The organism is Synechococcus sp. R55.8, assembly GCF_047461895.1.
Classification (GTDB): domain Bacteria; phylum Cyanobacteriota; class Cyanobacteriia; order Thermostichales; family Thermostichaceae; genus Thermostichus.
This window is the reverse complement of the sequence record NZ_JANSIB010000072.1, coordinates 1749-14922: the sequence shown is the minus strand read 5'-3', so window position 1 is coordinate 14922 and position 13174 is coordinate 1749. Positions and strand designations below refer to the sequence as shown.

The window sequence follows — 13174 nt, the reverse complement described above, 5'->3', positions numbered from 1 at the left end:
GCTTCGGAATCCGGGTCAGGTTTTGCTGTGGTGTTGTCCATGCCAATCGCAGGCGGGAGAATATTCAAAGCATAGCTCAGGCTCTCTTGCTTTTTCTAACCGGGAGGATCGTTCTGCAACAAAGCTTGAAAGCCTACAGATCGGCTTTCCCGTTATCGAGAAAGGCTTGGCCGCCAAGAAGGGCGTGAACTCAGCCTCCCGGTAGCTGCCCAACAGTGACGAACGGGAGAGCTGGCCCCCTACCCCGCAGAGAGCAATGCCGGGTCGCTCACGCCCCAGTGTCCAGCAAGGTCAAGTTGCTGAAGGTGAAGCGCTTCTCCACAGGGCCGGTTTCCGTCTCCGTCTGGATACGCCGCTCCGAGAGGATGTAATACTTGCCCACTTTTGTGTACAGATCCTCGAATTGGCTGCGCCCGCCTTTTTGCTCGCCCGTTTGGGGATCGTGATAGACGGAATCGTAGCGGTGGGAAAGATAGCCTTCGCCGGTATCGTGGCTGCTGAAGGTGTGGATGGTAACCACCACTCCGTGGATATGCCGGTGCACCATGGTAACCTGGTTATCGCGCACGTGGTAGCGATCCCCTTCTGCTTTGCCCCCCACCAGGATCTCCACTGTGCCATCGGGCAGGGTTTGGCCATAGCGGAAGGTGTTGTTCCCATGGGTCTCGTCGAAGCTGCGGCGCACCCGGTGAACGGCAATCTCCCAGAGTTGGTTGTGAATGGCTTTTCGAGCTTCCTCATCTTCTACGCCGGTAACAGTGGCCTTTAGGTCTGCTCCCACTCGCACCTGCCCAACGAATGTGCGCTCCCCATCCCAATAGGTGACCTCGGCGCTGTAGCCTGGGAAAGCGGGATCCCAGGTGTAGCGGTTTTCATAGGCGGCCCGAAACAACTCTTGGGCAGAGACTTGAGTGGCGATCATCGGCTGTCTCCTTCCTGTTTTCCTTGCAAGCACTTCCCCTGAGCATCCATCATACCGCCCCCTGCTGTTGGGCTGCCCCCCAGTTGCCTTCGCTGAGAGCCTGCATCTGGTGAACTGGCCTAGCCGCTCCCCTATCCGCTGCTGCAGGATAGAAGCACAGCCATGGGAACTTCTTCCTCACACCCAATTTGGCTTGCGAGTTTAGCCGCTGCTGTGATCCCCAGAGTATTCTCTGAGAAGGGTTCGCCTATTTTTTGTGGGTGAGGAGGGAGATTGAAAGGTTTTGACAATCGCGTCAGCGGGGCGGATCCCCTAGAGCCTGGCCTGACGCCGCCCCAGACCGGCATGGCAACCGCGCCAGAGATGATGGGGCCAGTGCTGAAAATCATTGGCAAGCAGACCCTGAGTGGCCACATCCCTATTGGCGGGGCGAAAAACTCTGCCTTGGCGCTGATGGCCGGGGCCATCTTGGCTCCTGAGGCTTGTCGAATTCACAATGTGCCCCGTCTGCTGGACATTGAACGCATGGGGCAGATCCTGGCCACGCTGGGAGTTAAGGTTTCCCATGTTGGCAATACCCTGGACCTGGATGCCAGCTCCCTGAAAACCTCTCAAGCCCCTTATGAATTGGTCAGCCAGTTGCGGGCCAGCTTTTTCATCATAGGGCCTCTGTTGGCGCGGCTGGGGGTGGCCAGAGTTCCCCTGCCCGGTGGCTGTGCGATTGGGTCTCGTCCCGTGGATCTGCATGTGCGGGGTCTGCAAGCCTTGGGGGCAACGGTACAAATCGAGCATGGAGTGGTTCATGCCTATGCCCGTAAACTGTTGGGAACCCGTATTTACCTGGACTATCCCAGCGTCGGTGCCACCGAGACCTTGATGATGGCCGCTACGCTGGCGGATGGAGAAACGGTGATCGAGAACGCCGCCCAAGAGCCGGAGGTGGCGGATCTAGCCCGTTTTTGTCAAGCCATGGGGGCCCGCATTCGTGGTGTCGGCACCAATACGGTTGTGGTGGTAGGGGTGCCCCGCTTGCATGGAACAGAGTACACGGTCATTCCCGACCGCATCGAGGCCAGCACCTATCTCATTGCCGGGGCCATTACCCGCTCTCACCTCACGGTTGGCCCTGTTATTCCCGATCATCTGCGGGCGGTGATCGCCAAGTTGCAAGCCATGGGTCTGCGGGTGGAAGAAGAGGGCCCAAACCGGTTGCGCATTGCCCCAGCTCAACTGAGCTCCGGCTGGCTGTGTCAGGCAACTGATATTCAAACGCTGCCCTATCCCGGTTTCCCCACCGATGTGCAGGCGCCGATCATGGCTTTGGCCGCCTTGAGCGAGGGCAGTTGCACCATTGAGGAGACGGTGTTTGAAAACCGCATGCACCACATTCCCGAGCTGAATCGCATGGGAGCCGATATTCGCCTGAAGAACCGAGTGGCCCTGATCCGAGGGGTGCCGTCCCTTTCCGGCGCTCCGGTGGTGGCTACCGACCTGCGGGCGGGTGCGGCCCTGGTGTTGGCCGGTCTGGCGGCTGAAGGCTGCTCCACGATCCACGGATTGCACTACATCGACCGGGGCTACGAAGCCATTGACGAAAAGCTGCGCAGTGTCGGGGCCAAGGTGTACCGCAGTGAAAGCCCGACAGGGATCCCGCAATTGGGGAAATGAGCTGTTTCACTGCTGTCTGAAATTTGAAGATTTGAGGAAAGAACTGCTCCTCTCCCTGCTTATCGTCTGGCCCCAATGCTCGGTGACCGCTTGCCAGGTGAGCTTTCCAGCCGTTTCGCAAGTATCGAGTTGTCTGGTGACTCAACGCAGTCAGGTTGAGTATCGTAGGTCAGAGGTGGTGGGGAGGTAAAGCATGGGGATCCTGACAGGCAGCAAACGACGCTGGACAAGATGGGCTGCCGGTGTGCTGGCAGCAGGAGCGGCTCTGGGTGGGGCCGTCTGGGGCTTCTACACCTCATCCTGGGCAGAAACCGCGGAGGTGGCCTCTGCACGAGAAGACAGGGATCCGACGCAACTGCCTCAAACTTCCACAGTGGCCTTTCTGCAAGCCTATGCAGCGCTGCAAGCCGGCCAAGCGCAATCTGCCTTGAAGCATTTGCAGGGGCTGGAAGAGAGCCTGCCGGTTCTGAGGGAAGAGATTTGGAAGCTCAGGGCCCAAGCCTATGAACAGTTGCAGGACAAGGAAACAGCCCAAGGGATCTGGTGGCCCCAGATTTTGCAGGAATATCCCCACAGTCCTGTGGCCGCCTACGCCCTCTGGGGGATGGGCCAGGTGGATCGGCTGCGGCAGCAATTTCCCACCCATCCGCTGACCGGACGTGCCCTCAAGCATTTGCTAGAGCTGGATCCCGACCGCTATGACCTGCTGCGGGATTTGGCCCAACATCACCCGCAAACCCCTGGGCTAACGCCGCTGCTGGATCGCTGGCGGCAGGCTCAGGAGGGATCCCTCACGGCTTCCGACTGGCAGATCCTCGCCGATGCCTACTGGGAGCAACGGGAGTACGGCAAAGCTGCCCGGGCCTATGGGCGTGCCCCCGCCACCTCTCAGAACCTCTACCGCTGGGGCCGCAGCCACCAGATCTCGCGGGAGTTTCCCCAGGCCAAAGCGGCTTACCAAGCGCTGCTGGCACAGTTCCCCGATGGGCCAGAGGCTTCCCTCACCCGTCGCCGTTTGGCGGAACTGAGCGACCTGCCGACGGCAATTGAACTCCTCCGACAGGTGGGATCCGGCTCAGATAAAGAAGCTCCAGAGGCGTTGCTTAGCCTCAGCCAGCTTTACGATCGCAACGCCAGCCCCCAATCGGCCCAGGCTACTCGGCAAGCCCTTTGGGATCGCTTTCCGGCCAGCGAAGCTGCGGCCAATGCCGCCTGGACAGTGGCCTGGAGCCAAGCACAAGCAGGCAATCTCAGCCAAGCCATCGCCCTGGCCCAACAGATCGGATCTGCTCAGCGGGATACAGAAATGGGGGCACAACTGCTCTACTGGGCGGGCAAATGGCGGGAACAGCAGGGGGATGTGGCGGCAGCTCGGCAGACCTATCGGCAGGTACTGCGTCAGTTTCCCCACACCTACTACGGCTGGCGGTCGGCAGTGCAACTGGGCTGGCCGGTGGGGGATTTCTACAGCGGGCGCAAAAGGGTTGAGGTGGATTTTCAGCCGGTGCGCCAACCGTTGCCAGGGGTCTCTGCAGTTACGCAAACCCTGCATTTGATGGGAGCCAGCCAACTGGCCTGGGAACGCTGGCAGGGCGAAACTCCGGTGCAGCGGGATCCCCGCCAGATGAGCGTTGCCGAGCGCTTTGTCACGGGCATTTTGCGCAACAGCGCCGGAGATCACCTGCGGGGCATTAACCAGGTGGCTGCTTTGCGCTTTAGCGAAGAGCCGGATCCCTTGCTGGAGACGTTGAGGCAGCGCCAAGATTTCTGGCAGGCCATCTATCCGCTGCACTACTATGCGGGCCCCGACAATTCCTGGAGCGGGGATCCCTACGCCCAACCCGGCTTGGCCCACTGGTCACGGCAATTTAACCTCAATCCCTTGATGGTGGCGGCTTTGATCCGGCAGGAATCCCGCTTTGAGCCAGAGATCGTCTCGGCCTCGGGGGCTTTGGGCTTGATGCAGGTGATGCCCGCTACTGGCCGCTGGATTGCTCAGCAGATCGGCCTGGCCCAGTACAGCCTCACCAACCCCGCCGACAATCTCTACCTGGGATCCTGGTACTTCGACTACACCCACCGCACTTACCAAGACAACACCTTGCTGGCCCTGGCCAGCTACAATGGTGGCCCCGGCAACGTGGCCAGATGGCTGAACCGCTTTGGCTTCGGGGATCCGGATGTGTTTGTGGAGCAGATCCCCTTCCCCGAAACCCGGGGCTATGTGAAGTCCGTGTTTGGCAACTACTGGAACTACTGGCAGCTCTACACTCAGGAGGGGCGCACCTTGGTCAGCCAGCGCTTGCATAACCCCTCGTCTTCTTCGTGATCTCTGGTTTTGTCGCGGAAGTGCTGCCGTAGAGGGAGCGGGCTTTTCCCCCGACAGAGCACAGTATTCTGTGAGAGTTACAGTGATTCCAAGGTTTACTTAACAGTGCCGTTCGCGCCGGCAGGACAGAGTTTTGGAGTTCTATGGTCTCTGGGTCTGAACAACAGGAGAGCGTTCGCGTTAGCGGTGCGGAGCACTATCAGGGTGCGGCAGAAAAGCAAGCTGCCCGGCAGGAGCTGGCTGTGGATTTTATTCGCCATGGCATAGCCGAGGAACCCCGGCCAGAAGTCGAGGATGCCTTTCGGGCCCTTACAGACGAAGGTCGCAAGCGTTGCCGCAAGGTTGCCCGCCAGCTCAAGAACATGGGCTGGAGGTGGGATCTCCTGCTCACCAGTCCCTTGGTGAGGGCTCGACAGACCGCTGAGATCTTTTTGGACGAGAACCTGGCCGAAGCTGTGGAGGTGTTTGAGCCGCTGGCTCCGGGGGGCAGTTTTGCTGACCTGGTGCGCTGGCAAGCAGAGCGGGAACCTCTGGCGTCTTTGGCTCTGGTCGGTCACCAGCCGGATCTGAGCCTGTGGGTGCAAACGGCCATTGGGCTGAACCCGGCCCATGCCGACGCGATCACCCTCAAAAAAGCGGGCCTAGCCCAAGTGCGCTTTGCCGAAGGCCGGATTGACTACCGCCAGGGATCCCTGACTTTGTTGCTCTCCCCCAAGGTGGTGCTGCGCTGAGAAGAAGCTGGCTCATCATGATAAACGCCCAACGAGTCGGCCAGAGGTTGTGCCCCTAGGTTCAGCGCTGAGAGGAGGTCAGCCGCTCTCCCAGCAATTGCACACAATAGGCCGCCAGCCCCAACCCCACCATGGCAAACATGAAGGCAATCAGGGAAACGGAACCGACCAGCAGGTAGCGCACCAGAATGCTGATTCCGCGGGCCAACGATCCAATCTCCACCTCAATTGGCGGCAACTTGGCCAACATCGAGAGCAGCAGTTGAAAGAACCCGTAGCCCAAACTGACGGCGATGGCGGCCCCCAAGAGGGCACTGAAAGGATGGGGGGATCCCTGGGGCGAGGCGGAAGACATGGGGCAGCACCGGAAAACTCACCTTTATTCTAGGCTGCAGGTACAATGTGGAAGTTTCTTTTCTTTCCGGCAAGCCTAGGGGTTATGGAGAGCGGATCGGGAGTGGGATCCCACTACGAAGTTTTGGGCGTTTCCGTGGCGGCGACGGCGGAGGAGATCAAGTCCGCCTACCGTCGTTTGGTCAAGTATCACCATCCCGATAGCCTGCTGGCCAAAAAAGATCGGGCCACCGCTGAGCGCATCCGCCAGATCAACGCTGCCTACGCGGTGCTCAAGGATCCCCAATCTCGCCGCGAATACGATCGGCAACTGCACTCCAGCCGCACCTCACCCCGCCCCCAGCCGACGGGATCCCCCCGTGAAACCGTCAGCCACGAAGCCATCGCCCGTGCAGCCTGGATCCGACAGGTCTACACCCCTCTAAACCGAGTGTTGGGGCCCTTGTTGTCTTCCCTAAAGCCTCAGTTGCATGCTTTGGCGGCGGATCCCTTTGATCCCGACCTGTTGGAGTCCTTCGCCACCTATTTGGAAGAGTGTAGCCAGAAACTGGCCCAAGCTCAGCAGATCTTTCGGCGCCTTCCCAATCCCAGCAGCCTGGGGGGAGTGGCTTCTCGCCTCTACTACGCCCTCAACCACCTAGAGGACGCTCTAGAGGAGCTGCAGTATTTCCCGCTGAACTGCGACGATCGCCACCTGCACACCGGACAAGAGCTGTTTCGCCGGGCAAGAGGGCTGCGCCTGGAAGCCATGGAAGCTTACGCCAAGAGTTCACCCTAGGCCAGAGCGGGATCCCCCCCTGGGCAGAGAGGGGCGAGGATCATAGGGGATAGGGATGTACTGCACGGAAGGGCGGCCCATGGTGGCCTGTGGGTACAAGTCCATCAGGGCATAGATTTGGGGTGGCAACTCGGTAGAAATGGGCAGGCCCAACCTTTGGGCTTCTTCGGCAGTGATCGGGTAGTCGTGGGTAACTTGTCCACTGGTTAGGTACTGGATGAGGGGCTCGATGCGTTCGGGGGCAATTTTGCGCTTGGGCACATCGTCCTTCAGGAGATCCCGCACGAAGTTCTGTACCTGTTGCATCGCTTTGCGGGCCAGATCCGCCAGGATCAAGGTTTGGTCATCGATTTCGGCAATGGGTTTATCCGCCACCACCTGCAGAATACTGGCGGCAGCATACCCCCCCAACTGTGGATCCACTGGCCCCAGGACTGCATTGGCATCCATGACGATTTCGTCGGCGGCCAGGGCCAGCATCGTCCCCCCCGACATGGCGTAGTGGGGCACAAACACTGTCACTTTGGCCGGATGGCGGATCAGGGCGCGGGCAATTTGCTCCGTGGCCAGCACCAGGCCACCGGGGGTATGCAAAATCAAATCAATCGGGGTATTGGGTGGGGTAAGGCGAATTGCCCTCAACACCTGTTCGGAGTCCTCGATGCTGATGTAGCGGGAAACCGGGATCCCCAAAAAACTAATCGACTCCTGGCGGTGAATGAGCAGAATCACCCGGCTGCCCCGCTTTTGCTCCAACTCCCGAATGGCCATCAAGCGCCGGAACTCTTGGGCACGACGGTTCAGCAGAGGTTGCAAAGAGCTGAAGATCAGAAAAATCCAGAACAGGCTGCCCCAGTCCACTTTCGCACCTCAAGTGGGATCCCTTTGACTCCAGCATAGGGGATCCAAAATCTTCGGCGATCCCTGAGCCTCATGAGTTGGGTTCAGACGCCGCAAAAAAGCGATCCAAAGCCTGCAGCAAATCCGGTACGGAAGCTTGGTCAATCCAAGATCGAATATAAGCCTGTTGCTCCGCCAAGTTTTCAATGCGGCCCAACTTTTGCATAGCCAAGTAGCGGGTTTCTGCCGCGGCGCGATTGGTTTGCAAGTCCAGCCGCTGCTCCGGGGTCAGCGGATACTCCGTTTGGGCCAGCAGGTAATCCGCCACCATCATGAACAGCAGAGGCCCCGCCAATTCCACCTGAGGCTCGGCTTCTGGCTCAGAATCAGCAACAGCGAGATCTTGGAGATCTTGAAGGAGATCCTGACCCAGTTGCAGCAGCTCCTCTGCTGAAGCCGCCCGCAGCACCGTCTCGGCAGCAGCCTGCAGCGGCTCTGGGGAAACCCTGTGGTGGATGGCCAATTCCGCCAGGGCCTGTTCCCATTGATCCCGTTGGGCTTGCACCACAGCCCGCTCTTCTGGAGAAAAGTCCAACCGCTCCAGCAACACCTGCAAAGCCACAGCCCCCACCAACAGGGGGGGGAAGCGCAGCACTGTAGAGGCGGATCCCGCCTGCTCCAAAAAGGCTTCCAAATCCGGGCCAGATCCCCTGTCCAGCAAGTCCTGCAAGTAGGCCAGCACCTCTTGGGGCGAGGTCAACCTGAGGATCCCTCGCACCTGTGCCCGCAAGTCTGCGGGGATCCCAAGGAGCTGCACCTGGACTTCGGCCCGCGCCTGCGCTTCTGCAATCAACTCCGGCAAATCTGCCGTTGCCCGACCGGTCTGCAACAAAACCTGGCTAGAGTCCTGCAACAGGCTGGCCGCTTCCACAAACAGCAGCACCTGAGGGACTTGCAGCGTTGGCCAAACCATGCTAGCCGGGCTGTGGATCCGCAGGGGATCCCTCCGATTCTGGATTGGCTGGCGCAGCGGGGTGAGCTGAAGTGGGCTTGTGCCAGTGCAGACCGATCAGAGCATCGTACAAAAAGCCCCAAAACTCTCCCTTCTCCCAGATCCCCAGCGTTTGCTGGCAGTTGCGCGCGTCCAGCTCAGGTTTGGCTGCCCAGTAGGCTGCTTGGTATTTGTACCAGGGAACAGAAGGCCAGAGATGGTGGATCAGGTGATAGTTTTGCCCCAACAGCAGAATGTTGGTCAGCCATCCGGGATAGACGCGGGCATTGTACCACCGCTCTTGGGATTGAAAAGGGCGATGGGGCAGGTAGTCAAAAAACAAGCCCAGCAAGAACCCCATGATAAAGGCAGGGGGTAGCCAATAGTTCATGATGTAGTCGGTGTAGCCGAAGTAGCTGGCCAGACCAAAGGTCAGGATAACCACCAGCCGACTCAAGCCCCACTCCAGCAGATCCCAGCGACCTTTCCGCCAGAGCTGCCGCTTAAAGAAAAACACCTCATGGTAGAAAAACCGCGGCGCGATCAGCCACAGCGGCCCCCCTGTCGAGACGTAGTGATCGGGATCGTCTTCAGGATGGTTGACGTGGGCGTGGTGCTGCATGTGTACCCGCTTAAAGACGGGATAGACAAAACCCTGCAACAGGGCAGAGCCGTGTCCGAGTGCCTCGTTCAGAAAGCGGTTGCGGTGGGCCGAGCCATGGGAAGCATCGTGAATCACCGTGCCCAGAACATAGAGGGCCACAAAATTGAGCCAGAACACCATCCATTTGGGCCAGTGCCAAAAGGCGTACCCGCCAAAGCAAGAGGCCGAAAGCACCACCGCAGCCAAAAACATCAGCAAGGTGGGATTCCAAAATTCCGAGGGTGGCCCCAACAGCTCACGAGGCAATGCGAAGGGTTTGTGGGCCGATTCAGCAGTAGCAGCAACAGTCATCGGCAGCCATCCTTAGGTGCGCACAGTGCAGACAGAGAGGATGGGTCGAGGCAGCGCGTCCCAGTCATCACACCGAAAAGAGATCGAAGAGATAAGTTTGTTAACTTTCGTTAGTATACGGCAGAGACCTGCCCAGCTTCTCAGCCCAAGCCTTATTTTCCTCACAACCCCAGCCATGGGGGCACCTTCCTCTCCTGGCCAAGGATTCCTGAAGGATCCCGGCAATAGCAAACCGTCCCTGAAGCCGGAGAAAAGCCGTAGTGTGAGGTTCTGTTGCAGCCTCTGTTGCAATTCATGTGTAGATCGCCAGGGGATCCCATCCGGGGTTCAGCAGGAGCGGTAATCTAAGGGTCGGTCAACCTGAGTTGAGGACGAAAACCATGATGCCTGTTGTCGCGCCGCTGGCTTTGACCGCTCAAACCAGCCCCTGGTCCCCCCTGAGCGCCGTGATCATTCTGCTCTGCACAGGGCTGGCTTACTTGAGCTTCAAATCCTCCTCTGGAGTGGCCTCAGAGACTGGGCCGGTACTGGGAATGACCTGGCCAGAAGTCATTGGGGTTGCCAGCTTTGGCCATTTGTTGGGAGTGGGGGTCGTTTTGGGCCTCTCTAACATTGGCGTTCTTTAGGCTGACGCGAACGGAAGAGGGAACGCCTGGGGAAATAAGCACCGCTGTCGTGGAGGGACAACCCAACACAGTAAGTGCTGTCGCAGAACCAGGAACCAGAATCCCTTGCCTGTAGGCAGGGGGGTATGTCAAGTTTCTTGAACTTGGCCGGGATCCCTGCTTGGTGATGTTACACTCTATTTCGATTCTGAAAAAAGCAGTTCCTTCAGCCGCGTTTTCCCCTGAGGTTTGTTGCCATGTCAGCGATGATGCTCCTGGCCAGTTTGCCGGAAGGCTATGAATTGTTTGACCCGCTGATCGACATTTTGCCGATCATCCCTGTTCTGTTTTTCCTGCTGGCCTTTGTCTGGCAAGCGGCAGTGGGCTTCAAGTGAAGCCATCGCTCCTGCTGAGGTCTTGTCCGGAGGAAACTCAGGCAGAGCCGAGGTGCTTCCCCCCAGCTCCTCTCCCAGGTTGGGGGGTTTGTTGCTATACCCCGGCAAAAGCGACAAGCCGTCTTGTCACTGGTCAAAAACGTAAATGCCAATGACTCCCAAAACTGGGCCAGGGATCCGGCGCTAGGGCTCGCGGTCGAGGACACCGGTAATCCAGAGAACCCCTGCCAAGCAGACGAAGTGGGCAAACGTCACATTGATATTGGCGGCCAGCAGCAGCACTCCTGTTACCTGGTTGGCCTGGGTGCGGGAAAACATGCGCGCCAACAGCTCGCCCACTTGGGCTTCCATACCAATCAAAGCAAGGAAGGCCCCAATGAGGCTGACATAGGTGACCAACTGCAACTGCTTGGGCAAATCCAATTGGCTTAGGGCATCAGCAGAGGCTGAGCGGCGCTCCGCGTGGAGCAAGTAGCGCCAGTTGAAAAATAGACCGGCTGCCAGGGTGAGCAATGTAAACAAGGTGAACCAGAAGGCGATGACAGCCCCCAGCGAGTCATCTCGATAGACGGTATTTTGGCCGATTAAAAAGCCAAACCACAGCAGCAGCGCCGTCGCCCCCAAGATTGCCTGGAACCAAAACCCAAAGCGACGAGTCATGCGCAAACGAGACTTCATCCGCTCGATAGCCGCCCGTACTGACGGCGACATGGGCTCGTTCATCTTTTTCCCCCGCTCGCCTGGATGAACACCAACGTTCGCTTCCAGCCTATCTTCATTCTCCGGCCCCAGTCACTTTTACCAGTCACTTTTATCGGACTGGCGGTTGGGGATCCTCGCTTTGCAGGCGGAGAATTTCGGCCTCAATGCGCTGTTGCAAAGCTTTGCCCTCTTCGGAGCGGATCAAGAGTGTAATGCGGTTGTAGTCAGGCACAGTCATACCGTGGCGAGTGATGATCTCGGTCGCGGTGCGGATGAATTCTCGCCGGATTTGATCTTTGCTGGCTGGGTCGTTTGTGGCTTGGGAGCGCTTTTGGGCCTCTTGCCGGTGGGGCTCCATCTCCAAGACGATACGGGCGTACATTGTTACCTGCTCATCGCTCAACACCACAGAGGTGGTGGGGGTTTGGGCCACGGCCAGAGAAACAGTCAGCACAGGGATCCAAGTGCAAACCCAGATCAAACCCACCAGCCCTTTTTGGACCACGCTTTGGATTGGAAATGCCGTCCACCATCTCCGACTTGCTTTGCCTGACACCGCTGATGTCTCCCCACCCGCCAACTGTTGCTCAGGTTGCCTAGGGTTTTTGTGAGCTTTCGGCCCCACGCCGGTTCAACACTCTGATGAACCCCGCGGGCTTCGATCCTATCTGCTCCTCTCTGTGAAAGCCCAGGGCGTCGTCCACGCTGACAACTGAGCTTGCTTTTCCATTTGACCGAAAACTGGTCTTTAGGTTCCAGTTCCAGTCCCTTTCCAGCCTATCTGACACCCAGAAGGGAGTGGCCTCTGGGATAATGGGGATGAATTGTTGGTTATTGCCCCTATGCATTTGGAACGTCGCCCGGTTTTCCCGTTTACGGCCATCGTCGGCCAAGAGGAGATGAAATTGGCCTTGCTCCTCAACGTGATCGACCCGCGCATTGGCGGGGTGCTGATCATGGGGGATCGCGGCACGGGCAAGTCCACCACCATTCGCGCTTTGGCCGACCTGCTGCCCCGGATCGAGGTGGTGAAAGGGGATCCCTTCAACAGCCACCCGCGGCAGCGGGACTTGATGAGCGATCAAGTGTGGGAACGGCTCCAAGCAGGGGAAACGCTGGAAAGCACTTGGATCCAGGTGCCGATGGTGGATCTGCCCTTGGGGGCAACGGAAGACCGGGTGTGTGGCACTCTCGACATTGAGCGGGCCTTAGCTCAGGGGGTGAAGGCTTTTGAGCCGGGGCTGTTGGCCAAGGCCAATCGAGGCATCCTTTACGTGGATGAAGTCAATTTGCTGGATGACCACTTGGTGGATGTGTTGCTGGATGCGGCGGCCTCAGGCTGGAACACCGTGGAACGGGAAGGCATTTCCATTCGTCATCCGGCTCGGTTTGTGCTGGTGGGATCCGGCAACCCGGAAGAGGGGGAATTGCGGCCTCAACTGCTGGATCGCTTTGGCATGTTCGTCCAGATCGAAACGGTGCGAGATGCCGCCCTGCGGGTGCGGATCGTGGAGGAGCGCAGCCAGTTCGACGCCGATCCCCAGGCTTTTTTGGCCAAGTATGCCGATTCCCAGCAGCGCCTGCGGGAGCGCATCGAAAAAGCCCAACATCTTTTGCCCAACGTGGCAGTGGATCCCGACTTGCGCTTGAAGATCTCTGGGGTATGCGCGGCTTTGGAGGTGGATGGACTGCGCGGAGACATTGTAACCAACCGGGCTGCCAAAGCCCTGGCAGCTCTAGAGGGGCGCAGTGAGGTCACCGTCGCCGATATCCGTCGGGTGATCAGCCTGTGTTTGCGTCACCGCCTGCGCAAGGATCCTCTGGAGACCATCGACTCGGGCTACAAGGTGGAAAAAGCCTTCAGCGAAGTGTTCCAGGTGAGCTTGGAGAGCGCCGCCTAGCCC

The 13174-nt window shown here is 58.8% G+C and carries 15 protein-coding genes; 8 read left to right on the top strand and 7 right to left on the bottom strand.

Features of this window, described 5'->3' with window-relative positions; genetic code table 11:
• The coding region (locus NW829_RS08385) for a hypothetical protein (protein ID WP_414416859.1) at nt 1-205 on the top strand (205 nt) is incomplete at its 5' end.
• A 63-nt stretch (nt 206-268) separates the two neighbouring features.
• Here the strand turns inward: NW829_RS08385 and NW829_RS08380 are convergent.
• Nucleotides 269-922, bottom strand: a complete 654-nt coding sequence (locus NW829_RS08380; RefSeq protein ID WP_414381692.1) for a DUF3386 domain-containing protein — start codon at nt 920-922, stop codon at nt 269-271.
• 345 nt (nt 923-1267) lie between these two features.
• Between NW829_RS08380 and murA the strand changes: the two genes are divergently transcribed.
• The 3 genes from murA (at nt 1268) to sixA (ending at nt 5650) form a co-directional block, all read left to right on the top strand.
• Entirely contained in the window at nt 1268-2590 is a 1323-nt protein-coding gene (gene murA, locus NW829_RS08375) for a UDP-N-acetylglucosamine 1-carboxyvinyltransferase (RefSeq protein WP_202943714.1), read from the top strand.
• Nucleotides 2591-2783: 193 nt separating this feature from the next.
• On the top strand, nt 2784-4919 hold the full coding sequence (locus tag NW829_RS08370; RefSeq protein WP_414416858.1) for a transglycosylase SLT domain-containing protein: 2136 nt from the start codon (nt 2784-2786) through the stop codon (nt 4917-4919).
• 143 nt (nt 4920-5062) lie between these two features.
• On the top strand, nt 5063-5650 hold the full coding sequence (gene sixA, locus NW829_RS08365) for a phosphohistidine phosphatase SixA (protein ID WP_414402563.1): 588 nt from the start codon (nt 5063-5065) through the stop codon (nt 5648-5650).
• A 61-nt stretch (nt 5651-5711) separates the two neighbouring features.
• Here the strand turns inward: sixA and NW829_RS08360 are convergent, their stop codons facing one another.
• Entirely contained in the window at nt 5712-6005 is a 294-nt protein-coding gene (locus NW829_RS08360; RefSeq protein ID WP_414350285.1) for a DUF3082 domain-containing protein, read from the bottom strand.
• A gap of 84 nt (nt 6006-6089) precedes the next feature.
• Between NW829_RS08360 and NW829_RS08355 the strand changes: the two genes are divergently transcribed.
• Entirely contained in the window at nt 6090-6782 is a 693-nt protein-coding gene (locus NW829_RS08355) for a J domain-containing protein (protein ID WP_414416857.1), read from the top strand.
• Here the strand turns inward: NW829_RS08355 and NW829_RS08350 are convergent.
• From NW829_RS08350 to NW829_RS08340, 3 genes are all read right to left on the bottom strand, one after another.
• The gene (locus NW829_RS08350) at nt 6774-7643 is read right to left on the bottom strand and encodes an SDH family Clp fold serine proteinase (protein WP_414350282.1); all 870 of its coding nucleotides are present in this window, start codon (nt 7641-7643) and stop codon (nt 6774-6776) included. The two genes, NW829_RS08355 and NW829_RS08350, sit on opposite strands and share 9 nt — an antisense overlap.
• A 70-nt stretch (nt 7644-7713) precedes the next feature.
• Nucleotides 7714-8595 carry a hypothetical protein gene (locus tag NW829_RS08345; protein ID WP_414416856.1) on the bottom strand — a complete coding sequence of 294 codons (882 nt, stop codon included), beginning with the start codon at nt 8593-8595 and terminating at the stop codon, nt 7714-7716.
• Nucleotide 8596: 1 nt separating this feature from the next.
• Nucleotides 8597-9568, bottom strand: a complete 972-nt coding sequence (locus NW829_RS08340; protein WP_414416855.1) for a fatty acid desaturase — start codon at nt 9566-9568, stop codon at nt 8597-8599.
• A 380-nt stretch (nt 9569-9948) separates the two neighbouring features.
• Between NW829_RS08340 and psaK the strand changes: the two genes are divergently transcribed.
• Both psaK and NW829_RS08330 read left to right on the top strand, forming a co-directional pair.
• Nucleotides 9949-10194 carry a photosystem I reaction center subunit PsaK gene (gene psaK, locus NW829_RS08335; protein ID WP_414332568.1) on the top strand — a complete coding sequence of 82 codons (246 nt, stop codon included), beginning with the start codon at nt 9949-9951 and terminating at the stop codon, nt 10192-10194.
• A 236-nt stretch (nt 10195-10430) separates the two neighbouring features.
• Nucleotides 10431-10568, top strand: a complete 138-nt coding sequence (locus NW829_RS08330; RefSeq protein ID WP_414350277.1) for a photosystem II reaction center protein K — start codon at nt 10431-10433, stop codon at nt 10566-10568.
• Between the two features lie 183 nt (nt 10569-10751).
• Here the strand turns inward: NW829_RS08330 and NW829_RS08325 are convergent, their stop codons facing one another.
• Entirely contained in the window at nt 10752-11291 is a 540-nt protein-coding gene (locus tag NW829_RS08325; protein WP_414332564.1) for a DUF3611 family protein, read from the bottom strand.
• Between the two features lie 88 nt (nt 11292-11379).
• Entirely contained in the window at nt 11380-11724 is a 345-nt protein-coding gene (locus NW829_RS08320; RefSeq protein WP_414331953.1) for a DUF4168 domain-containing protein, read from the bottom strand.
• A 388-nt stretch (nt 11725-12112) separates the two neighbouring features.
• Between NW829_RS08320 and bchI the strand changes: the two genes are divergently transcribed.
• Nucleotides 12113-13171: a magnesium chelatase ATPase subunit I gene (gene bchI, locus NW829_RS08315; RefSeq protein ID WP_414350299.1), complete on the top strand. Its 1059-nt coding sequence runs from the start codon at nt 12113-12115 to the stop codon at nt 13169-13171.
• Nucleotides 13172-13174: the final 3 nt, after the last annotated feature.